Origin of the sequence: Sphingomonas elodea ATCC 31461 (genome assembly GCF_000226955.1) — a bacterium.
Classification (GTDB): domain Bacteria; phylum Pseudomonadota; class Alphaproteobacteria; order Sphingomonadales; family Sphingomonadaceae; genus Sphingomonas; species Sphingomonas elodea.
Map to the genome: position 1 here is coordinate 1 of NZ_AGFU01000033.1, position 20,186 is coordinate 20,186.

Genomic DNA, 20,186 nt, shown 5'->3' on the forward strand with positions numbered 1-20,186 from the left:
GGGGGGGGGGGGGGGGGGGCGGACGCACGTTCCGCCCAACCGTCATCTCCGCGCAGGCGGGGATCCATTGATGGAGCCGTCGAGGCTCCACATCTAGCCGACACGTCCTGGCAAATGGATTCCCGCCTTCGCGGGAATGACGAAAGTTACTCCTTGTCGCGGTCGAACGGGTTCTTGGGCGCGCGCAGCACCAGCCGCACCGGGACCGCGCCAAAATCGAACTCGCGCCGCAGCCCGTTGACCAGATAGCGCTGGTAGCTGGTCGGCAGCAGGTCCACCCGCGTGCCGAACAGCACGAAGCTCGGCGGGCGCGTCTTGTTCTGGGTGACGTAGCGCGGCTTGATCCGCTTGCCGCCGGGCGCGGGCGGCGGGTTCGCCTCGATCGCGCGTTCGAACCAGCGGTTCAACTGCCCGGTGGACACGCGGCGCGACCAGGCTTCGCGCGTCTCGAATGCCACGCGCATCAGCGTGTCGATCCCCTTGCCGGTGACGGCGGAAACGGTGAGCAGCGGTACACCCTTCACCTGCGCCAGGCCCTCGTCCAGCGCACCCTTCACGCCGTTGAACAGGCTGGAGGCATTTTCCGCCACGTCCCACTTGTTCAGCGCGATGATCAGCGCACGGCCTTCCTGCAGCACCCGATCGGCGATCTTGAGGTCCTGCACCTCCAGCCCGCGCGTCGCGTCGAGCAGCAGCACCACCACTTCGGCGAAATCGATCGAACGCAGCGTATCGGCAACCGAAAGCTTCTCCAGCTTTTCCTCTACGCGCGCCTTCTTGCGCAGGCCCGCCGTGTCGACGAGCCGTACCTTGCGCGGCTTGTCCTCGAAATCGATCCACTCATAGTCGATCGAGATCGAGTCGCGCGTGATGCCGGCCTCGGGCCCGGTGATCATCCGGTCCTCACCGAGGATGCGATTGACCAAGGTCGACTTGCCCGCGTTCGGCCGGCCGACGATCGCCAGCTTGAGCGGCGCGTCGGGGCTTTCGGGATCCTCCTCCGGCTCCTCGTCCTCGCGGTCGACATGCGGCAGCAGCGCCTCGAACAGGTCCGCCACGCCCTCGCCATGCTCGGCGGAGAAGGGAATGGGATCGCCAAGGCCCAGCGCCATCGCCTCCAAAACCCCCGACTCGCCGGCCCGCCCCTCGGCCTTGTTGGCCATCAGCACCACCGGCCGGTCGGTCGAGCGCAGCCAGCGGGCGATCTCCTCGTCGAGCGGGGTGACGCCCGCGCGCGCGTCGATCAGGAACAGCGAGACATCGGCCTCGCGCACCGCCGCCTCGGTCTGCGCGCGCATCCGGCCAGGGAGCGTCGCCGCATCCTCGTCCTCATATCCCGCAGTGTCGATCACCCGGAATTCGAGGCCGAGGAGATTGGCATCGCCCTCGCGGCGATCGCGGGTCACGCCGGGCTGGTCGTCGACCAGCGCAAGACGCTTCCCGACCAGCCGGTTGAACAGCGTCGACTTGCCGACATTGGGGCGTCCGATGATGGCGACGGTGGGCAAAGGCATGATCGATTCTCTTACTCAGTCGAACGGGCGACGCAAAGCCGCCGAAAAACGATAGGGGCCGGAGCAGCGCGCCCCGGCCCCCTCGAATGGGTATTCTGGCCGGCAGTCCGCCGGCGCGCCGCACTCAGCGATAGGCGCTCAGGCGGCCTTTGTCGTCGAGCAGGTACAGCGTGTTGTTGGCCACCACCGGGGCGAGCGACAGCGCATCCTTGGTCTCCTTGGTGGAAAGGACACTGCCGTCCTTGGGCGAAACCGAGACGATCTCCCCCTCGGTGTTGATCAGGACGAGCCGCCCGCCGGCCGCGATCGGGCCCTTCCAGGCGATCGGGCCCTTCAGCTTCTTCTCGTTGCGATATTTCTGGAGCTGCACGATCCAGCGTGGCTTGCCGCTGCTGCGCGACAGGCACAGGAGGCGTGCATCATCCGTCACCACGAACAGCCACTCACCCACCGCATAGGGCGAAGCGAGGCCGCCGATGCTCTGCTCCCAAAGCGTCGAGCCGCTGGTGATATCGACCGCGACCATCCGGCCGCCCTCGCCCAGCGCATAGACGCGGCCCTGGTCGATCACCGGCTCGGCATCGATGTCCGACAGCGAGGAAACCGAGGTGGTCATGGTGTTGCGGGTCAGCACGTCGCCCCAGAGCGACAGGCCGTTCTCATAGCGATACGCGTTGAGCTCGCCCGAGGAGAAGCCGGCGATCACCGTGCCCTGCGCCGAGGCCGGCGCGGCGACGCCGAACACGCCCTGCGATTCGAGGCTGGCGGTTGCGGTCCAGGAGACCTCACCCTTGTCCTGGGTAAGCGCGAACAGCTGGTTGTCCTGCGTCACCACATAGACATTGCCGTTGGCGAGTGTCGGCGCACCCCGCAGCGGCCCGCCGGGGCGCTTGCGCCAGATTTCCTTGCCGTCCGACTCCTGGAGCGCGACCACGTCGCCAAGGCCGTTGGTGGCGAACACATGGTCTGCCTCGACGCTCACGCCGCCGCCGAACAGCGCGCTGCGACTGCGCTTGTCGGCACCCGTGCCGGTCGCGACGCTCCAAAGCTCGGCACCGGTATCGGCGGCCATCGCATGGACGACGCCATTGGTGTCGATCACGAACAGCTTGTTGCCCTCGATCACCGGGGACGCGGCGAGCCGCTCCTTCTTCGACGGCTTGGCTACCTGGCGCGACCAGACGCGTGACAGCGACTCGCCGAGAGCGAGGTGGCCCATCGCCTTGCTGGCGCTGCCGCCGGGCTGGTTCCAGCTCTCGTTGACGGCCGGGTCGGGCAGCTGCACGTCGATGCCGGCAAGCGTCTTGTCAGCGATGATATCGTTTTCGGTGACCAGGATCGGCACGCGCTCGCCGAGCACCGGGGTCTTCTTGCCGCCGCTGCCTTTGAAGACGCCGCAGCCGCTCACCAGCGCGAGCGCGGCCACTGCCGTTACAACGCGAACCTTCGTGTTCATTTAGCTTGCTTTTCCTGGGTCTGGGCGGTCGTCGTCGGAGCGACCGAAAGCGTCTTGGCGAGTTCGGCGGTGCGTTCGCGAATGGTATCCGGCACGCGAGGGCCGGCCTCGCTCAGCTGGCGATAGAGCTTCGCGGCCTCGGCCCGCTTGCCGGACTTGAGGTAGGCGGCCGCCACCATCTCGCCGGCCGAGCCGAACCAGGGCGAGTCGGGGTTGGCGAAGGTGCCGAGGCGCTGGATCACGTCCTGCGGCTTCAGCGTGTCGAACTCGGCCTGGGTCTGGCGGACCAGCGCCACGTCTCGGAACGGCTGGGCGAGCTTGGCATCGGTCACGATGCTGGCGAACTTGGCGGCGGCGCCCTTCTTGTCGCCTCGCTGGAACAGCAAATTGCCCTCGGTGAAGCGGGCCATCGCGGCATAGCCGTCGCTGCCCTGCGCCAGCTTGTCGAGCGCGGGCTGGGCCTGGCTCAGCTGGTTCTGCGCGGCCAGCTGGAGTGCTGCGTCATATTCCTCGCCCCGCGCCTCGGCGGCGGTGCGCTGGCTGTGATCGTAATAGAGCCAGCCGGCGACCGCGACCAGAAACGCCACCACGCCCGCCACGACCCATACGCCATAGCGACGGCCCGCGCGGATCAGCTGATCGCGACGATATTCCTCGTCGACTTCACGAAGAAAAGCCTCGTCGGTGGTACCGGAAGGAGGAAGCGCCAAAATCTACTCCATGGGTCTGATGCGGTCGCGGACCTTAGCGCCGCGTGCCGTGAACGCAAATCGCCCTACTCCGTCAGCCCTTCGGCGCATAGACCTGATCCGGTCCCGGAAAGGCCCGCGACCGTACCTCGGCGGCATAGGTTTCAACCGCGGCGGAAATGCGGCCGGCCATGTCGTCATAGCGCTTCACGAAACGCGGGGTGCGCTCGAACAGGCCGAGCATGTCCTCGGCGACCAGCACCTGGCCGTCGCACTGGGCAGACGCGCCGATGCCGATGGTCGGACACTGCACTTTCCGGGTGATCTCCACAGCGATCGGCTCGACCACGCCTTCGACAACAATGGCAAAGGCCCCTGCCTCGTCCATCGCTACCGCATCGCCGACCAGCTTGTCGCGCTCCGCATCGCTGCGTCCGCGTGCCCCATAGCCCCCGAGCACGTTGATCGCCTGCGGGGTGAGGCCGATATGGCCGATAACGGGAATCCCGCGCTCGTTGAGGAACCTGACCGTCGGCGCCATCGCCGCGCCGCCTTCGAGCTTCACCGCCGCCGCGCCGGTTTCCTTGAGCAGCCGCGCGGCGCTCTCGAACGCCTGCTGCGGCGAGGCTTCGTAGCTGCCGAACGGCATGTCGATGACGACCAGTGCATGGTAGCTGCCGCGCACCACCGCCGCGCCGTGCGCCGCCATCATCTCGAGCGTGACGGGCACGGTGGACGGCAGGCCGTAGATCACCTGGCCAAGGCTGTCGCCCACCAGCAGCATGTCGCACGCCGCATCCATCAGCTGCGCCATACGGACCGTATAGGCGGTGAGCATCACCAGCGGCTCGCCGCCCTTGCGCTTGCGGATCGCCGGCACGGTGACGCGCTTCATCGGCGCCGGGGTGGGATTGGCGCGGCTGGTGGCGGTATCGAGGGTAAGCTGGTGCGACATGGCGCGGGGTCTAGCCGGTTGCGGGTCCGGCCGCCAGTGCGGCAAGTGATCCTCCCCGCCCGGGGGAGGATCTCCACGGCTCAGCGGAGCCAGCCGCGCCGCGTCGCCATGCCGGCGAGCCATATCTGAAAGATGGCGACGCCGAGGATGAAAACCGGGATGGCAAAGGCCTGGATCGGGCCCGCGACCATGCCGGTCGCGAACAGGTAGCCGAATTGCACGATCACCGCCGCCAGCGATACCACGTACAGGATATTCGCCTTGCGCGAGCGTCGCAGCATCGCGAGCGAGCCGAGCAGGCTGGCACCCACACCGATTGCGTAATCCACCAGAAACCAGCGCGGAACAGACTGATAATACTCCCAATTCCAGAACGCTGGCTCGCTGGCATGTTGCGGCGAAACCGTTGCGTGGGAATAGAAGACGAGGCAGCCGAGAAGCCCCCACAGGACCAGCATCGTCGCGACGGTCCGGAACCAGCTGGCCGGTCGTTGTCGAATGTAGGATGCCATGCGACCCCAATATTCCGTGTCTTTTACGATGTTAATTTAGGATAAACACGGAGCTTAGGCTATGAACCCACGGAAATTCTTCACTCAGAGCAACGCGCGAGCATAGCGTTCCACCGCGAATCCGATCAGGATTCCGCCCGGATATTCGAGCACGGGCCGTTTGATCATAGAGGGTTGCGCGATCATCAGCGCGCTGGCCTTGGCCGAATCGAGGTCGACCTTTTCAGCGTCGGGCAGCTTGCGGAACGTCGTGCCGGCGCGGTTAAGCAGCGGCTCCCAGCCTTCCTTCTCGATCCACCGCGCCAGTCGCGCGGGGTCCACCCCCTCGACCTTGTAGTCGTGAAAGACATAGGCGACTGCGTTGGCGTCGAGCCACGCCCGCGCCTTCTTCATCGTGTCGCAGTTCTTGATACCGTATAGCGCAAGCGTCATGCGCCCCTAGTGGAGGAAACGGCCGAGCGTCACAACCGGTTGGGGCTCCAGTCCCAGCGCGCGATAGAAACCGATCGCCGCATCGTTACCCTCGCGGACCATCAGTTGGAGCTTCGGGCAGCCGCGCGCCCGCAACCACGATTCGGCCGCCGCCATGAGCGCACGGCCATGGCCCTGTCCGCGCGCGCCCTCTGCCACCGCAAGATAATAGACCCAGCCGCGATGCCCGTCGTCACCGACCATCACCGATCCGGTCAGCGTCTCACCGGCGCGCAGCATCAATATGGCGGAGGCACTACCCGCTACCGACCGATCGAAATCGGCGGCGGGATCGTTCCAGGGACGCGTGAGCCCGGCGGCGTGCCACAGGGCGATCACCGCCGCGCGATCCTCCACGCTCGCCAACACAATGGCGCTCACCGCGCGTCGGCGGCGAAGCGGAAGGTAACGGTGGTGCCGTCGGGAATCGTGGTGGGGTCGCTCCACTGGCCTTTGCCCACCCCGAAGGCGAGGCGCCGCACCGTCGCGGTGCCGCTCGCCTGGGCGTGGTCGCCGTCGATCTTCAGCGTAAAGGCCACCGGCACCGGCTTGCTTGCGCCCGCCAGCGCGAGGGTGCCGTCGGCGACATAGCCACTCCCCTGCTTGCGAATCCGGGTGGCGGTGAAGCGCGCCTTGGGGTGCGCCGCGACGCCGAAGAAATCCTCGCCCTTCAGCGTATCGTCACGCTCGGCGTCGCCGCTGCTTACCGATGCCAGGTCGATATCGACGGCGATCTTCGAGCGGGCCAGATCGTCCGGGCTGAACTGGATGTCGGCGGTCCATCGGGCGAAACGGCCATTGATCGCCTCGCCGCTATAGACGGTGCGGAAGCCGAGCGTGCCGCCCGGCGCCACCTTCCAGCTGCGTACCGGCATCGCCGCGGTCGTGGGCGAGGCGGACGGCGATGGGCTAGGCGCGGGCGAAGCAGGCGCCGCCGGCTCGGTCGCGGGCGCCGTTTCGTTGATCGGAGCGGAGGCCTCTGCGGGCACGTCTGCCGCGGGCGCAGCCGGCGTGTCCGCGCGGACATAGCTCAGGCGGCCGGCAAGGAAGGCGCCGATGCAGGCGACGAGCGCCACCGCCACGCCCACCGAGAGCGCGGGGCGTCGAGCGATGGCGGCGGGCATCATCCGTCCGATCAAGTCGTCACGCAGCAGATGGTGGCGCAGCGCCCCCGCGACATGGAGGACGAACAGCCCGGCGAGCAGCAGGCCGACCAGGCTGTGGATGGCCTCGGCCGGCTCGTGCAGCGCGCGCCCCACCGGCAGATGCGGCAGCGGCACCACGCCGAACAGCAGGGTCGGCAGCTTCACGCGCGCGGTGGAGATCAGGATCCAGCCGGTGATGGGCCCGACGATCATCACGCCGTAGAGCAGCCAGTGCACCGCGCCGGCGAGCAGCTTGAGCGCCGGCGCGCCCTCCACCGCCGCAGGCCGCGGCACGAACAGCCGAACCAGCAGCCGCGCGAGCGACAGGGCGAGGATGAGGATGCCGACCGACTTGTGGAACTGGAAGGCGGCGAACCGGGTAGAACTCGGCAGATCTTCGAGCGCCCAGCCAAGACCCAGCTGAAAAAGGAGCAGCAGGGCCAGCGCCCAGTGTAGCAGGATCGCCACCCCGCTATATCGTGTCCGCAATCCCGCCACGCCCGCCTCGCTTTCAAGCCTCGTACGATCCGCCAACCGAATCGTCGCCGCAACGAGCAACCTGCGTCGGCCAAGGCACAGCGCGCAATAGGGGTTTCAGGAAACCCAGCGTTCCGCCGACCGCCCGGATGTAACAACAAGGCGCCCGTCACCGTCGCGCGGCGCGGAGCCGTGCTGTCTCTCCGGCAAATTCCGTACGTGTACTCCACAATAGGCCTTCCACCCCCTCGGACCTATCGATCGCGGTAAGGGGGAGGACCAAGTGCCGCACGACCCAGCTTGCCGAGACGCACCGATCCTTCCGCTCACGCGGACCTGTGCCCGCCCGGCGCCGCGTATGGCGGAAGCACCGCCGGCAGACGCGCACGCGCGCTGACGCCGGTGCAGCGAACCGCTGCCTGCCCTTTCGACCCGTGAAAACACCTCCCGGAGGGCCCTGCCGGGCCGGCCGAGCAGTGGAGCCGAACATGGAAGACGACATTCTCTTGCGCAGCGGCGGCTGGTTTCTGATCGCGGTGGTCGCGATCTTCGCCGCCGCCGCTGCCGCCGACACCGCCTTTGCCATCCATATGGGGATTGCGGCAGCCGCGGCGATCCTCACCGCCTTCGTCTCACTGCGCGGGATCAGCCTGCTGCAGACGCGATCGGCGGTCGCGCGGGCGCAGGAGCGCTATGACGACGAGGTGATCCGCTGGGGCGTGATCGCCACCGTGTTCTGGGGCGTGGTCGGCTTCCTCGTCGGCATCGTCATTGCCGCGCAGCTCAGCTTCCCGCTGCTCAACCTGCCGACCGAATACACCACTTTCGGCCGGCTGCGGCCGCTCCACACGTCGGCGGTGATCTTCGCGTTCGGCGGCAACGCGCTGATCGCGACGAGCTTCTACGTCGTCCAGCGCACCTGCCGCGCGCGGCTGGCACTGCCCGGCCTGGCCCGGTTCGTGTTCTGGGGATATCAGCTGTTCATCGTGCTGGCGGCGACCGGCTATATCCTCGGCGTGACCGAGGGCCGCGAATATGCCGAGCCCGAATGGTATGTCGATCTCTGGCTGACCATCGTCTGGGTCGCCTATCTCGCCGTCTTCGCCGGGACGATCCTCAAGCGGTCCGAGCCGCACATCTATGTCGCCAACTGGTTCTACCTCGGCTTCATCCTCACCGTGGCGATGCTCCACATCGTCAACAACCTGTCGCTGCCGGTATCGTGGGTAGGCTCCAAATCCTATTCGCTCTTCTCGGGCGTGCAGGATGCGCTGACCCAGTGGTGGTACGGCCATAACGCGGTCGGCTTCTTCCTCACCGCCGGCTTCCTCGGCATGATGTATTACTTCGTGCCGAAGCAGGCCGAGCGGCCGATCTACAGCTACCGGCTGTCAATCCTCCACTTCTGGTCGCTGATCTTCCTCTACATCTGGGCCGGCCCGCACCACCTCCACTATACCGCGCTGCCCGACTGGGCGCAGACGCTGGGCATGGTGTTCTCGGTGATGCTGTGGATGCCGAGCTGGGGCGGCATGATCAACGGGCTGATGACGCTCAACGGTGCCTGGGACAAGGTGCGTACCGATCCGATCATCCGGCTGATGGTGTTCGCGCTCGCCTTTTACGGAATGAGCACCTTCGAAGGACCGATGATGTCGGTGAAGAGCGTCAACTCGCTGTCGCACTACACCAACTGGACGATCGGCCATGTCCATTCGGGGGCGCTCGGCTGGAACGGCATGATCACCTTCGCGGCGATCTATTACATGACGCCGCGGCTGTGGGGCCGCACCCGGCTCTATTCGCTGCGGATGGTCAACTGGCACTTCTGGTGCGCGACGCTGGGCATCGTGCTCTACGCCTCGTCGATGTGGGTGGCGGGGATCACCCAGGGCCTGATGTGGCGCGAGTACGGCGACGACGGCTACCTGGTCTACTCGTTCGCCGAAGTCGTGCAGGCGATGCACCCCTATTACGTGATCCGCGTCGGCGGCGGCCTGCTCTACTTCATCGGCGCGCTGTTCATGGTGTGGAACGTCTGGATGACGATCGCCGGCAAGCTGCGCGAAGAGGTGCCGATGACCGGCACGCCGTTCGATCCGGCCCGCGACCATCCCCTCCCCGCCCGCGCGCCGGCCGCCGAATAAGGAACGCCAACGATGTTCAACTTCGTCCAAGGCCACAAGAAGATCGAGCGGAACGTGACGCTGCTGGCGGCGCTCGCGCTGGTCACCGTGGCGATCGGCGGGATCGTCGAGATCGCGCCCTTGTTCTGGATCCAGTCGACGGTCGAGAAGGTGGACGGGGTGCGCCCCTACACCCCGCTCGAGCTGGCGGGCCGCAACATCTATATCCGCGAAGGCTGCTATGGCTGCCACAGCCAGATGATCCGGCCGTTCCGCGACGAGACCGAGCGCTACGGCCATTACAGCCTCGCTGCCGAGAGCATGTACGACCACCCGTTCCAATGGGGGTCGGAGCGCACCGGGCCGGACCTGGCGCGGGTGGGCAACCGCTACTCCGACGAGTGGCACGTCCAGCACCTCAAGGATCCGCGCGCGGTGGTGCCGGAATCGATCATGCCTCCTTATGCCTTCCTCGCCGAGCGCGCGTTGAAGGCCGAGGACATGGCCGCGCACCTCAAGGCGCTCCGGGCAGAGGGCGTGCCGTACACTGCCGACGACATCGCCAAGGCGGTGCAGGACGTGCGCACCCAGGGCTATGGCGACGGCGACACCGCCGATCTCGCCCGCCGCTATCCCGGCGCCCAGTCGCGCGACTTCGACGGCAACCGCGATCGCCTGACCGAGATGGATGCCGTGGTCGCCTATCTCCAGAGCCTCGGCACCCAGGTGGACTTCGCCAAGGCCGCCGCCCGGGAGAAGGCGGAGTGAGCTACGACACGCTCCGCCATTTCGCCGACAGCTGGGGGCTGGTGGTGATGACCCTGGTCTTCGTCACCCTCGCCGCCTGGCCGTTCCTGCCCGGCTCCGCACGCGGCAACGCCCGCGCCGCCACCAGCATCTTTGAAGACGAGGACGCACGCGATGGCTGACAACAAGCGCATCGACGAGAAGACCGGCATCAGCACGGTCGGCCATGAATGGGACGGGATCGAGGAACTCGACACCCCGATGCCCCGCTGGTGGCTGTGGACCTTCTACGCCACCATTCTGTTCGCGATCGCCTATTGCGTCGCCTATCCGGCCTGGCCGATGCTCAGCGGCGCCACGCGCGGCATGCTCGGCTGGTCGAGCCACGGCGATCTGCAGCGCGAGCTGGCGGCAGAACGCGACAGGCGCGCGCCGGTGATGCGCGCGCTGGCCGCCACCCCGATCGAACGGCTGCCGGAAAATCCCAAGCTGCTCGCCGCCGCGATCGAGGGCGGGCGCGCGGTCTTCAAGGTCCACTGCGCCGCCTGTCACGGGGCGGGGGCCGCCGGCGGCCGGGGCTATCCCAACCTCAACGACGACGACTGGCTGTGGGGCGGCGACCTCGCCACGCTGCAGCAGACCGTCGTCCACGGCATCCGCCAGCCCGACGACGACGCCACCCGCGTTTCGCAGATGCCCTCCTTCGGCCGTGACCAGATCCTGAAGCCGGCGGAGATCGAGGACGTCGTATCCTATGTCCGCCTGGCCTCGAAGCAGGAGCCGGCAAGCGCCTCGGCCAGGCGCGGCGCGGCGGTGTTCGCCAACAACTGCGCGGTCTGCCACGGCGACAATGCCCGCGGGAACCGCAAGTTCGGCGCGCCGAACCTGACCGACCGGATCTGGCTCTATGGCGGCGACCGTGCGTCGCTCGTCGACACCGTGACCAACGCGCATGGCGGGATCATGCCGGCCTGGGGCAAGCAGCTGGATCCGGTGACGATCAAGATGGTCGCCGCCTATGTCCATTCGCTGGGCGGCGGCGAGGGCAACCCGCCCGCGCCGCAGGTCGCGACGGCGCCCGTCGCAGCCCCGCCGCGGTAACGGGCCGGTGAACGCGCCCTCCGCCCTCAGCCCTGCGCCGCACCTGTTCGAGGCGCGACGCAAGGTGCTGCCCAAGGCGGTCAAAGGGCCGTTCCGCCGCTTCAAATGGGCGGTAATGGCCCTCACGCTGCTGGTCTATTACGCAACGCCCTGGCTGCGCTGGCACCGCGGTGCCTTCGCGCCGGACCAGGCCGTGCTGGTCGATCTCGCCCATCGCCGCTTCTACTTCTTCTCGATCGAGATCTGGCCGCACGAATTCTATTATGTCGCCGGGCTGCTGGTGATGGCGGCGATCGGGCTGTTCCTCGTCACCTCGGCGGTGGGGCGCGCCTGGTGCGGCTATGCCTGCCCGCAGACGGTGTGGACCGACCTGTTCCAGCATGTCGAACGGTGGATCGACGGTGACCGCAACGCCCAGCTGCGCCTGCTCGCCGCCCCCTGGGGGCCGGGCAAGATCGCCCGCCGCGTCGCCAAGCACGCGGTCTGGATCGCGATCGGCGTGCTGACCGGCGGCGCCTGGATCTTCTACTTCGCCGACGCGCCGACGCTGCTGAACCAGTTCGTGCGGGGCGAGGCGCCCTGGGTCGCCTATTCCACCGTCGGCATCCTGGCAGCGACCACCTATGTGCTGGGCGGCCTCCTGCGCGAGCAGGTCTGCCAGTTCATGTGCCCGTGGCCGCGCATCCAGACGGCGATGATGGACGAGCGCTCGCTCACCATCACCTACCGGTTCTGGCGCGGCGAACCGCGCAGCCATGGCCTCAAGCGCAGCAAGGCGGCGGAGGCGCACGACGTCGCGCCGCTGCACACCGGCGACTGCATCGACTGCAACGCCTGCGTCGCCGTCTGCCCGACCGGCATCGACATTCGCGAGGGGCCGCAGATCGGCTGCATCACCTGCGGGCTGTGCATCGATGCGTGCGACGACATGATGACCCGTATCGGCCGCGCGCCGAAGCTGATCGCCTATGCCACCGAGCTCGATGCCCGCGCCGAACAGGCGGGCGAGGCCCCCGCCCCCGCCCCCGCGCTCCGCCGGCTGCTGCGCGCACGGACCCTCGTCTATTTCGGGGTGTGGTGCGCGATCGGCCTGGGCATGCTGGCGATGCTCGGCGAGCGTACCCGGCTGCAGCTGAGCGTGCTCCAGACGCGCAACCCGCTTTGGGTGCGGCTCAGCGACGGCGCCATTCGCAACAGCTATCAGGTAAAGATCCGCAACCTAGAGGCGCGTCCGCGAACCGTGGAAGTGACGATCGACGGCGCGCCCGGCGTGCTGTGGACCGAATCCGGCGATCGCGCAGGCGCCGGCCGCAGCGTTCGCTTCCGCATCGCGGCGGACAAGGTTACCAAGGAACATTTGTTCGTCGCCGCGCCCGAGGCCGGGCCGCAGCGCAGCGACCTGCGCTTCACCGTCCGCGCGCTCGCCCCCCAGGGCGAGACCGCCACCGCCACCAGCTATTTCGAACGCCCGGAGACCCGGCCATGACACGTCCCTTCACCGGCTGGCACATGGCCGGCATCCTCGTCGCCTTCTTCGCCGTGGTGATCGGAGTGAACCTGGTGATGGCGACCAGCGCCGTCCGCACCTTCGGCGGCGTGGTGGTGGACAACAGCTATGTCGCCAGCCAGCGCTTCAACCAGTGGCTCGCCGAAGCGCGCGCGCAGGATGCCCAGGGTTGGCAGGCCCGTGCCCGCGGCACTCCCGACGGCGTCCTGGTGGTGGAACTGCGCGATGCCCGGGGACCCATCCGGCAGGCCAGCGTCCATGCCGAAGCCGAGCATCCGCTGGGGCGGGTGCGCGGACGGAGCTTCACGCTCACCGCCCTGGGTGACGGCCGCTACGCCGCCCCCCATGCGCTTGCCGCCGGGCGCTGGCGGATCCGTATCGAGGCCCGGGCGGCGGGTCGCGAGGCGCGGTTCGTGCAGGACGTGCGGCTGTGAACGCGCCCGCCACATTGGCGCCTGCCGCCGAACTGGTCGGCACCGACCTGATCGTCGACGGGCTGCGCTGCGCCGGGTGCATCGCCAAGCTCGAGCATGGCTTGCTGGCACAGGCGCGCGTCGCCGAAGCGCGGGTCAATTTTACGACCAGGCGGTTGCGCATCCTCCATGACGCAAGCCTGGATGCGGACGCGTTGATCGCCGATGTCGCGGCCCTCGGCTTCGAGGCGCATGTCCTTGCCCAGGCGGCGGCCCCGGATCGCGAGAGCAGGCGGTTGGCGCGTGCGCTCGCCGTCGCCGCCTTTGCGGCGATGAACGTCATGCTGCTGTCGGTTTCGGTCTGGTCCGGGGCCGACGGCGCCACCCGCGCGCTGTTCCACTGGCTGTCCGCGCTGATCGCCCTGCCCGCCATCGCCTATGCCGGGCGCCCCTTCTTCGACAGCGCCTGGCGCGCGCTGCGGCAGGGACGGACCAACATGGACGTGCCGATCAGCATCGGCATCACCCTCACCTGCGCGATGAGCCTGTACGAGACCGCGGTGCAGGGGCCGCACGCCTATTTCGACGGCGCGGTGATGCTGATCGCCTTCCTGCTCGGCGGGCGGCTGCTCGACAGCGTGATGCGCGAGCGCGCGCAGGACGGCGTCGCCGCGCTGTTGCGCAAGCTGCCGGACGACGTCCGCGTGCTCGGCGGCGACGGCGAGGTCCGCAGCGTCCCCACCGCCGAGGTGCGACCCGGCATGCGCGTGCTGGTCCCCGCCGGCGACCGCATCGGAGTGGACGGGCAGGTCGAGGCCGGGATCAGCGATGTCGACCGCAGCATCGTCACCGGCGAAAGCGCGCCCGAACCGATCGCACCCGGCGGCACCGTGCTGGCGGGGACGATCAACCTCACCTCGCCGCTGACCGTGCGCGTGACGGCCGCTGCCGCCGATACCGTCCTCGCCGACATCGCTCGGCTGATGGAAGCGGCGGGGCAGTCCAAGTCACGCTATGTGCGCATCGCCGATCGAGCCTCGCGGCTCTACGCGCCTGCCGTGCATCTGCTTGCCGCGCTGAGCTGCACGGGCTGGCTGCTCGCCGGCGCCGGGTGGCACGCGGCGCTGCTGACCGCGGTCGCAGTGCTGATCATCACCTGTCCCTGCGCACTCGGGCTGGCAGTGCCGGTGGCGCAGGTGGTTGCCTCGGGCGCGCTGATGCGGCGCGGCGTGCTGGTTCGCGACGGCGCCGCGCTGGAGAAGCTCGCCGCCGTCGACACCGTGCTGCTCGACAAGACCGGCACGGTCACGCTGGGCCAGCTCATCCCCGTGTCCGGTCTGCCGGAAGATGCGGCGGCGCGGCGCGTGCTGCTCGCGCTGGCGCTCGGCACGCGCCACCCCCACGCCCGCGCCATCGCCCGCGCGCTTGAGGCCGAGGGGGTGGTGCCCGCGCTAATCAGCGAGCTTCGCGAACTGGTCGGCAGCGGCGTCGAGGCGATCGTCGAGGGCCGCCGCGCCGCGCTCGGGCGTGTCGAATGGGTGGCGCCGGGTGCCGCTGCGGCCGCTGCGACCGGCCCGCGCACCTGGTTCGCGTTCGATCCGGCGGCACCCGCCTGCATCGCCTTTTCCGACGCGGTGCGGATCGATGCCGCGCCCGCCGTCGCGCGGCTCCGCGCGCTTGGCCTCGACGTGCAGTTCGTGTCGGGAGACGCCGGCGCTGTCGTCCAGTCGCTTGCGACGCGACTGGGCGTGCAAGGGCACGCCGAAATGTCGCCCGCCGACAAATATGATGCGGTTGCCCGGGCCGAAGCGGCAGGCCGCCGCGTGCTGATGGTGGGCGACGGCGTGAACGACGGCCCCGCGCTCAAATGCGCCTCGGTCGGCATGGCCCCTTCCGCGGCGAGCGACGTCGGCCGGCAGGCGGCGGACATCGTCTTTTTCGGCGACTGGCTGATGCCGGTGCCCGTCGCCATCGCCGCCGCCCGCCGGACGATGCGGGTGGTACGGCAGAACTTCGCCCTGGCGATCGGCTATAATCTTCTCGCCGTGCCGCTGGCGATCGCCGGACAGGTGACGCCGCTGGTCGCCGCGCTGGCGATGTCGGGTTCCTCGATCCTGGTGGTGGGCAACGCCCTGCGCCTGCGCGGCGCGGCGCGATGAGCATCGTCGCCGTCCTCATCCCCGTCGCGCTGCTGCTCGGGCTGCTCGGGCTGGGCGCCTTTTTCTGGGCTTCGGCCAGCGGCCAGTTCGACGATCTCGACGGCGCCGCGCTCCGCATCCTGATCGATGACGAGCCGCAGCGGCCGGACGACCGTCCGTGACGCACCCGCTCGTCACCTGCGCGGCGATCGCAGCGATGCTGCTGACGGTGCTTCCGCGACCGGCGGCAGCGGCCGCGCACACGCCGTGGATCGGCTTCTGCTCGCCCGTTCGCGGCGCCCTGCCCGCCTGGCCCCGCACCCCCGACCGCGACGGCCCCGACGCCTGCCACGCCGTCTGCACCCGCAGCTCCCGCTGTGACGGCAGCGAAGACGGCCGCGACTAAAGGCCGCGCGCCTTTCGCAGGTCGATCCCCAGGCGCTTGACGCGATAGTAGAAGGTCTTGCGCGCCAGCCCGAGGGCGGCGATCGCGGTGTTGATCTCGCCATTGGCCATGGCGATGGCGTCGAGGATCAACGTGCGCTCGAAGGCGTCGAGCCGCTCGGTCAGCGTTCGCGCATCGGGATGCGCAGGCTCGGCCGATGCCTCCAGGCCCAGCACGAACCGTTCGGCGGCGCGCTCCAGCTCGCGCACATTGCCGGGCCAGGCGCGTCCCGCCGCGGCATGGGCCGCCTCGGACAGGACCGGCAGCGGCCGGCGGTGGCGCTGGGCAGCCTGCTCCGCCAGGTGCGCGAAGAGTAGCGGGATATCCTCCACGCGTTCCGCCAGTGTCGGGAGGCGAAGCGAGACGCCTGCCAGCCGGTGGTACAGCCCCGGCGGCAGGCGGGCAGCCGCACCGTCGTCGATCGCGGCGACGATGCGGATGTCTACGGGATCGGGGTCGCGCTGGTCGGTCGCCACGGTGCGCGCCTCGGCGAACTGGACAAGACGGTGGTGCAGCTCGGGCGGAGCAAGGTCGAGGTGATCGAGAAACAGCGTACCGCGATCCGCGCGTGCGACGATGCCGCCCCGGGCGAACAGCGCGCGCTCGACGAGCGCCGGGGGTATCGTCGCGCAGTCCAGCAGCTGGAACCGGTGGCGCCCACGCCGGCCGGCGCGGTGGAGCAGCCGCGCGAACAATTCCTTGCCGGTGCCGGTCGCGCCCTCCAGCACGAGATCCAGCGCGGCATCGGCGAGCATCGGGATCATCTCGCGTAACCGGCGGATCGCGGGGGCCTCGCCGACCAGCGCCATGTCCGCTTCGCCCGCCGCCGCGCGCAGGCGCCGGTTTTCCAGCGCCAGCGCCCGCGCCGTCCCCGCCCGTTGCACCGCCGCGTCCAGCGCGTCGCCGGCAAAGGGCTTGGTCAGGAAGTCCCAGGCGCCCGCCCGGATCGCGTCTACCGCCATGGCGACGTCGCCATGCCCGGTCATCAGGATCACCGGCAGCTCGGGGTCGATCGCGCGAAGCCGGTGAAAGAAGTCGACGCCCGACATGCCGGGCATGCGCACGTCGGTCACCACCACGCCGGGAAAGCTCGCGTCGATGCCGGCAAGCGCGCTCGATGCATCGACGAAGGGCTGGACGACATGCCCGGCAAGCGCGAGCGCCTGGGCGAGCGCCGCGCGAAAATCCTCATCGTCGTCGACCAGGGCCACCGTGACGTTCATGCGCGCCGCAACTCCAGCTCGAAACAGGCGCCGGCCTCGTCGGGCAGCCAGCGCAGGCTGCCGCCCAGGTCGGTCATGATGTCGCTCGCGATTACCAGCCCCAGGCCGAGGCCGTTGCTGCGGCTGGTGGCGAAGGGGGTGAACAGGCGCGCGGCGATTTCCGGCGCGATGCCGGGGCCGTTGTCGCCGATCCGCACCCGCACCGCGTCCGCGTCCGCCGCCACACCGATGGTGATCGTCGGATCCGCGCGCCCGGCCAGCGCTTCGGCCGCGTTCTGGAGCAGATTGACGAACACCTGCTCCAGCCGCACGCGCCCGCCCAAAACCAGAAGCGACGGCGCGATCGCCGGGCGGGCGAGGCGTACGGCACGCAGCTGCTCTTTCAGGATCAGCAGCGCGCCATCCAGCGCCTCTTCGAGCAGAAGCGGCCGGATATCGCCCGGCTGGCGGCGGGAAAAGCCGCGCAGCTGCGCCGTGACCGCACCGATCCGGTCGCTCAGCCGGCGGATCGATTCCAGATTTTCGCGCACCTGGCCAAGGGCCGCGCGGTCGAGCAATATCATGCTGTTCTCGGCATAGGTGCGGATCGCGGCCACCGGCTGGGCGGTCTCGTGCGCCACGCTGGCGGTCACCTGCCCCAGGGTGGCAAGCCGGTTGGCCTGGCGCAGACCTTCGCGCAGCTCGGCAGCGCGGCTCTCGATGGCGGCACGTTCTTCGATCTCGCGACGCAGCGCCGCCGTCCGCTCGACCACGGCCGCCTCCAGTTCCGCGGTTCGCCGCCGCAGGAGCGTCGCACGCTGGCGGAACCCCCAGAACAGCGCCGCGAGCGCGAGGACCGCGCACAGCGCCGCGACGCCCGCCGTGCGCTGCGCGACCCACACCGCCTCGGCCACCGGACGGCGAAGCGACAGGTACCAGCCCGGCTGGCGCGTGGGGACCGATGCCTCGAGCATCGCGCCCTCGGCAGGGGGCAGCAGCACCGGCGCCGCATCGGCCGGCAGGGCCGCCTCCCGTCGCAGCCAGGCCAGGGTCGCCGGCGGGATCGGCTTTGCCGCGGCGAAGCGCCAGTCGGGGTTGCTCGACACCAGCACCAATCCCGCCGCGTCACTGACGAAGGTGTCGCCCCCCGCGCGCCGCCACGCCGCCTCGATCGCGTCGAATTCCAGCTTCACCACGATCACCCCGCCGCTGCCGGTCCGCCGGGCGAGGTACAGGCCGGAATGGCGGCTGACGGTACCCAACGCATATTGGCTCGCCTCGCCGCGGCTGCTCGCCTCGCGGAAATAGCGGCGAAAGCGATAGTCCGAGCCGACGAAGCTGCGCGGCGTGCGCCAGTTGCTGGACGCCAGGGTGATTCCGCCGGGCGCGATCAGATAGATCGCCGCCGCGCCCGTCGTGCGGGCAAGGGCCTCCAGCTTGCGATTGAGCGGGGCCGCGCCTTCCCCGGCAAGCGCAGCCGCGACATCGCGGTCGTCTTCCAGCGCCAGCGGCAGCAGGCGGAAGCGGGCGATCTCGCTGTCGAGCAGGGTCGCGCGCAGCTGTGCGCTGGTCGCCGTCGTCACCGCCAGCGTCTGCCGGGTCCGCACGCCACTCACCCAGCCGGCGCCGATCGCAACGACCAGCGCGAGCAACGCGGTGATCGCCCAGAAGCGCCAGCTGAACCGCGAATCATCGGCCATGCGGCAGCCTTATCCCCGCCCCGACATCATGTGCAACTTTTTGCACTTCCTACCCGGATGCTTGTGCCGGAATCCGGACACCCCAGGGGGCACCACTTTTACAAGCCTATGATATATAACATATTTTTCCGAACCAACGGATTTTTTTGGCCGCACCCTGAACTGCGGGAAAAACAAGTGGTTCGACGCTACCGGTGCTGCAGCCGGAGCATGGAGAGGAAACCCATGGCACCCATCCCCCTCGAGTCCGGCACCGGAACGCCGCCACCGTCCAGGCCCGGGCGCTGGTACGGCCATCTGTACGTGCAGGTGCTTGTCGCCATCATCGCAGGCGTGCTGATCGGCCATTATGCGCCGGCCACCGGCGAAGCGCTCAAACCGCTCGGCGACGGATTCATCAAGCTGGTGAAGATGATCATCGCCCCGGTGATCTTCCTCACCATCGTCACCGGCATCGCCGGCATGCGCGATCTGCGCGCGGTCGGCCGGGTAGCGGCCAAGGCGTTCGCCTATTTCCTGTTCTTCTCCACGCTGGCGCTGGTCGTTGGCCTGGTGGTCGGCAACATCATCCAGCCGGGTGCCGGACTGAACATCGATCCCGCCACGCTCAACGCGGGCAAGGTCGCGGAATATACCGCCAAGGCGCATGATTCGACGATCACCGGCTTCCTGCTCGGCATCATCCCGGACACCTTCCTCTCGGCGATCACCGAGGGCAACATCCTGCAGACGCTGTTCGTGGCGATCCTGTTCGGCATCGGCCTCGCCTTGCTCGGCGATCGCAGCACCCGCATCGTGGCGGCGCTGGAGGATGTCTCGCTGGCGATGTTCAAGGTCGTGGCGATCCTGATGAAGGCGGCGCCCGTCGGTGCATTCGGCGCCATGGCCTTCACCATCGGCAAGTACGGCGTCGGCACGCTCGCCAACCTCGCCATGCTGCTCGGCACCTTCTACCTCACCTCGGCGCTGTTCGTGGTGGTGGTGCTCGGCGCGGTCTCGGCGCTGGCCGGATTCTCGATCTTCCGCCTGATCGCCTATCTCAAGACCGAGCTGCTGCTGGTCCTCGGCACCTCCTCCTCCGAGAGCGCCCTGCCCGCCCTGATCGACAAGATGGAGCGTGCGGGCTGCCCCAAGACGATCGTCGGCCTGGTGGTCCCCACCGGCTATTCGTTCAACCTCGACGGCACCAACATCTACATGACGCTGGCCGCGCTGTTCATCGCCCAGGCGACGGGCGTGCACCTGTCGCTGGAGCAGCAGGTGCTGCTGCTCGGCGTGGCGATGCTGTCGTCCAAGGGCGCGGCGGGCGTTACCGGCGCGGGCTTCATCACCCTGGCCGCGACGCTGTCGATCGTGCCCAGCGTGCCGGTGGCGGGCATGGCGCTGATCCTCGGCGTCGACCGGTTCATGTCCGAGTGCCGCAGCCTCACCAACTTCATCGGCAACGCGGTGGCGACGGTGGTGGTCTCGCGCTGGGAGGGGCGGCTGGACCATGCCGCGCTGCAGGCCGCGCTGAAGGGTACGACGATCGGGACCGCACCGCAGGGCGAGCCGCTCCCCACCCGCGCCGTTACGGCCGAATAAGGGA

At 68.8% G+C, this 20,186-nt stretch carries 20 protein-coding genes; 10 read left to right on the forward strand and 10 right to left on the reverse strand.

What is annotated here, in order from left to right:
* Nucleotides 1-146: 146 nt before the first annotated feature.
* From der to KK7_RS0110470, 8 genes are all read right to left on the reverse strand, one after another.
* Entirely contained in the window at nt 147-1,514 is a 1,368-nt protein-coding gene (der, locus tag KK7_RS0110435) for a ribosome biogenesis GTPase Der (RefSeq protein ID WP_010544595.1), read from the reverse strand.
* Between the two features lie 124 nt (nt 1,515-1,638).
* Nucleotides 1,639-2,970, reverse strand: coding sequence for an outer membrane protein assembly factor BamB family protein (locus KK7_RS0110440; RefSeq protein ID WP_010544596.1), 1,332 nt, complete (start codon nt 2,968-2,970; stop codon nt 1,639-1,641).
* Nucleotides 2,967-3,680: a tetratricopeptide repeat protein gene (locus tag KK7_RS0110445; RefSeq protein ID WP_010544597.1), complete on the reverse strand. Its 714-nt coding sequence runs from the start codon at nt 3,678-3,680 to the stop codon at nt 2,967-2,969. Before KK7_RS0110445 ends, KK7_RS0110440 begins: the two co-directional genes overlap by 4 nt.
* Nucleotides 3,681-3,753: 73 nt before the next feature.
* Entirely contained in the window at nt 3,754-4,614 is an 861-nt protein-coding gene (gene panB, locus KK7_RS0110450) for a 3-methyl-2-oxobutanoate hydroxymethyltransferase (protein ID WP_010544598.1), read from the reverse strand.
* An 80-nt stretch (nt 4,615-4,694) separates the two neighbouring features.
* Entirely contained in the window at nt 4,695-5,126 is a 432-nt protein-coding gene (locus KK7_RS0110455; RefSeq protein WP_237709185.1) for a hypothetical protein, read from the reverse strand.
* A gap of 84 nt (nt 5,127-5,210) precedes the next feature.
* The gene (locus tag KK7_RS0110460; RefSeq protein WP_010544600.1) at nt 5,211-5,558 is read right to left on the reverse strand and encodes an ArsC family reductase; all 348 of its coding nucleotides are present in this window, start codon (nt 5,556-5,558) and stop codon (nt 5,211-5,213) included.
* Between the two features lie 6 nt (nt 5,559-5,564).
* Nucleotides 5,565-5,978 (reverse strand): GNAT family acetyltransferase, encoded by a 414-nt coding sequence (locus KK7_RS0110465; protein ID WP_083836076.1) that lies wholly within the window; start codon nt 5,976-5,978, stop codon nt 5,565-5,567.
* A complete protein-coding gene (locus tag KK7_RS0110470; protein WP_010544602.1) occupies nt 5,975-7,210 on the reverse strand; it encodes a YceI family protein in 1,236 nt (411 codons plus the stop codon). The genes KK7_RS0110465 and KK7_RS0110470 overlap by 4 nt, the downstream gene beginning before the upstream one ends.
* 497 nt (nt 7,211-7,707) lie before the next feature.
* Here KK7_RS0110470 and ccoN point away from each other — a divergent pair, with 497 nt between their 5' ends.
* From ccoN to KK7_RS22895, 9 genes are read left to right on the forward strand one after another with little or no spacing between them, the layout of a single operon-like run.
* Complete coding sequence (gene ccoN, locus KK7_RS0110475) at nt 7,708-9,366, forward strand: cytochrome-c oxidase, cbb3-type subunit I (RefSeq protein WP_010544603.1); 1,659 nt, start codon at nt 7,708-7,710, stop codon at nt 9,364-9,366.
* Nucleotides 9,367-9,378: 12 nt separating this feature from the next.
* Nucleotides 9,379-10,113, forward strand: a complete 735-nt coding sequence (ccoO, locus tag KK7_RS0110480; protein ID WP_010544604.1) for a cytochrome-c oxidase, cbb3-type subunit II — start codon at nt 9,379-9,381, stop codon at nt 10,111-10,113.
* Complete coding sequence (locus KK7_RS0110485; RefSeq protein ID WP_010544605.1) at nt 10,110-10,274, forward strand: cbb3-type cytochrome oxidase subunit 3; 165 nt, start codon at nt 10,110-10,112, stop codon at nt 10,272-10,274. The genes ccoO and KK7_RS0110485 overlap by 4 nt, the downstream gene beginning before the upstream one ends.
* Nucleotides 10,267-11,193 (forward strand): cytochrome-c oxidase, cbb3-type subunit III, encoded by a 927-nt coding sequence (ccoP, locus tag KK7_RS0110490; RefSeq protein WP_010544606.1) that lies wholly within the window; start codon nt 10,267-10,269, stop codon nt 11,191-11,193. Before KK7_RS0110485 ends, ccoP begins: the two co-directional genes overlap by 8 nt.
* Nucleotides 11,194-11,200: 7 nt before the next feature.
* Nucleotides 11,201-12,679 carry a cytochrome c oxidase accessory protein CcoG gene (gene ccoG, locus KK7_RS0110495; RefSeq protein WP_010544607.1) on the forward strand — a complete coding sequence of 493 codons (1,479 nt, stop codon included), beginning with the start codon at nt 11,201-11,203 and terminating at the stop codon, nt 12,677-12,679.
* Nucleotides 12,676-13,134, forward strand: a complete 459-nt coding sequence (locus KK7_RS0110500; RefSeq protein WP_010544608.1) for a FixH family protein — start codon at nt 12,676-12,678, stop codon at nt 13,132-13,134. Before ccoG ends, KK7_RS0110500 begins: the two co-directional genes overlap by 4 nt.
* A complete protein-coding gene (locus KK7_RS0110505; RefSeq protein ID WP_010544609.1) occupies nt 13,131-15,272 on the forward strand; it encodes a heavy metal translocating P-type ATPase in 2,142 nt (713 codons plus the stop codon). Before KK7_RS0110500 ends, KK7_RS0110505 begins: the two co-directional genes overlap by 4 nt.
* On the forward strand, nt 15,269-15,433 hold the full coding sequence (gene ccoS, locus KK7_RS0110510) for a cbb3-type cytochrome oxidase assembly protein CcoS (RefSeq protein WP_010544610.1): 165 nt from the start codon (nt 15,269-15,271) through the stop codon (nt 15,431-15,433). Before KK7_RS0110505 ends, ccoS begins: the two co-directional genes overlap by 4 nt.
* Nucleotides 15,430-15,657, forward strand: a complete 228-nt coding sequence (locus KK7_RS22895; protein ID WP_010544611.1) for a hypothetical protein — start codon at nt 15,430-15,432, stop codon at nt 15,655-15,657. The genes ccoS and KK7_RS22895 overlap by 4 nt, the downstream gene beginning before the upstream one ends.
* Here the strand turns inward: KK7_RS22895 and KK7_RS0110520 are convergent.
* A complete protein-coding gene (locus tag KK7_RS0110520; protein WP_010544612.1) occupies nt 15,654-16,919 on the reverse strand; it encodes a sigma-54-dependent transcriptional regulator in 1,266 nt (421 codons plus the stop codon). The two genes, KK7_RS22895 and KK7_RS0110520, sit on opposite strands and share 4 nt — an antisense overlap.
* Nucleotides 16,916-18,598, reverse strand: coding sequence for a sensor histidine kinase (locus KK7_RS0110525; RefSeq protein WP_010544613.1), 1,683 nt, complete (start codon nt 18,596-18,598; stop codon nt 16,916-16,918). The genes KK7_RS0110520 and KK7_RS0110525 overlap by 4 nt, the downstream gene beginning before the upstream one ends.
* A 225-nt stretch (nt 18,599-18,823) precedes the next feature.
* Between KK7_RS0110525 and KK7_RS0110530 the strand changes: the two genes are divergently transcribed.
* A complete protein-coding gene (locus KK7_RS0110530; RefSeq protein WP_010544614.1) occupies nt 18,824-20,182 on the forward strand; it encodes a dicarboxylate/amino acid:cation symporter in 1,359 nt (452 codons plus the stop codon).
* Nucleotides 20,183-20,186 lie beyond the last annotated feature (4 nt).

Excerpts from the sequence above, each read along its gene's own strand:
- ccoN (WP_010544603.1), top strand. The coding sequence starts at position 7,708 with ATGGAAGACGACATTCTCTTGCGCAGCGGCGGCTGGTTTCTGATCGCG.
- panB (WP_010544598.1), bottom strand. The coding sequence starts at position 4,614 with ATGTCGCACCAGCTTACCCTCGATACCGCCACCAGCCGCGCCAATCCC.
- KK7_RS0110440 (WP_010544596.1), bottom strand. The coding sequence starts at position 2,970 with ATGAACACGAAGGTTCGCGTTGTAACGGCAGTGGCCGCGCTCGCGCTG.
- KK7_RS0110525 (WP_010544613.1), bottom strand. The coding sequence starts at position 18,598 with ATGGCCGATGATTCGCGGTTCAGCTGGCGCTTCTGGGCGATCACCGCG.
- KK7_RS0110500 (WP_010544608.1), top strand. The coding sequence starts at position 12,676 with ATGACACGTCCCTTCACCGGCTGGCACATGGCCGGCATCCTCGTCGCC.
- ccoP (WP_010544606.1), top strand. The coding sequence starts at position 10,267 with ATGGCTGACAACAAGCGCATCGACGAGAAGACCGGCATCAGCACGGTC.
- ccoO (WP_010544604.1), top strand. The coding sequence starts at position 9,379 with ATGTTCAACTTCGTCCAAGGCCACAAGAAGATCGAGCGGAACGTGACG.
- der (WP_010544595.1), bottom strand. The coding sequence starts at position 1,514 with ATGCCTTTGCCCACCGTCGCCATCATCGGACGCCCCAATGTCGGCAAG.
- KK7_RS0110455 (WP_237709185.1), bottom strand. The coding sequence starts at position 5,126 with ATGGCATCCTACATTCGACAACGACCGGCCAGCTGGTTCCGGACCGTC.
- KK7_RS0110520 (WP_010544612.1), bottom strand. The coding sequence starts at position 16,919 with ATGAACGTCACGGTGGCCCTGGTCGACGACGATGAGGATTTTCGCGCG.
- KK7_RS0110530 (WP_010544614.1), top strand. The coding sequence starts at position 18,824 with ATGGCACCCATCCCCCTCGAGTCCGGCACCGGAACGCCGCCACCGTCC.
- ccoS (WP_010544610.1), top strand. The coding sequence starts at position 15,269 with ATGAGCATCGTCGCCGTCCTCATCCCCGTCGCGCTGCTGCTCGGGCTG.
- KK7_RS0110460 (WP_010544600.1), bottom strand. The coding sequence starts at position 5,558 with ATGACGCTTGCGCTATACGGTATCAAGAACTGCGACACGATGAAGAAG.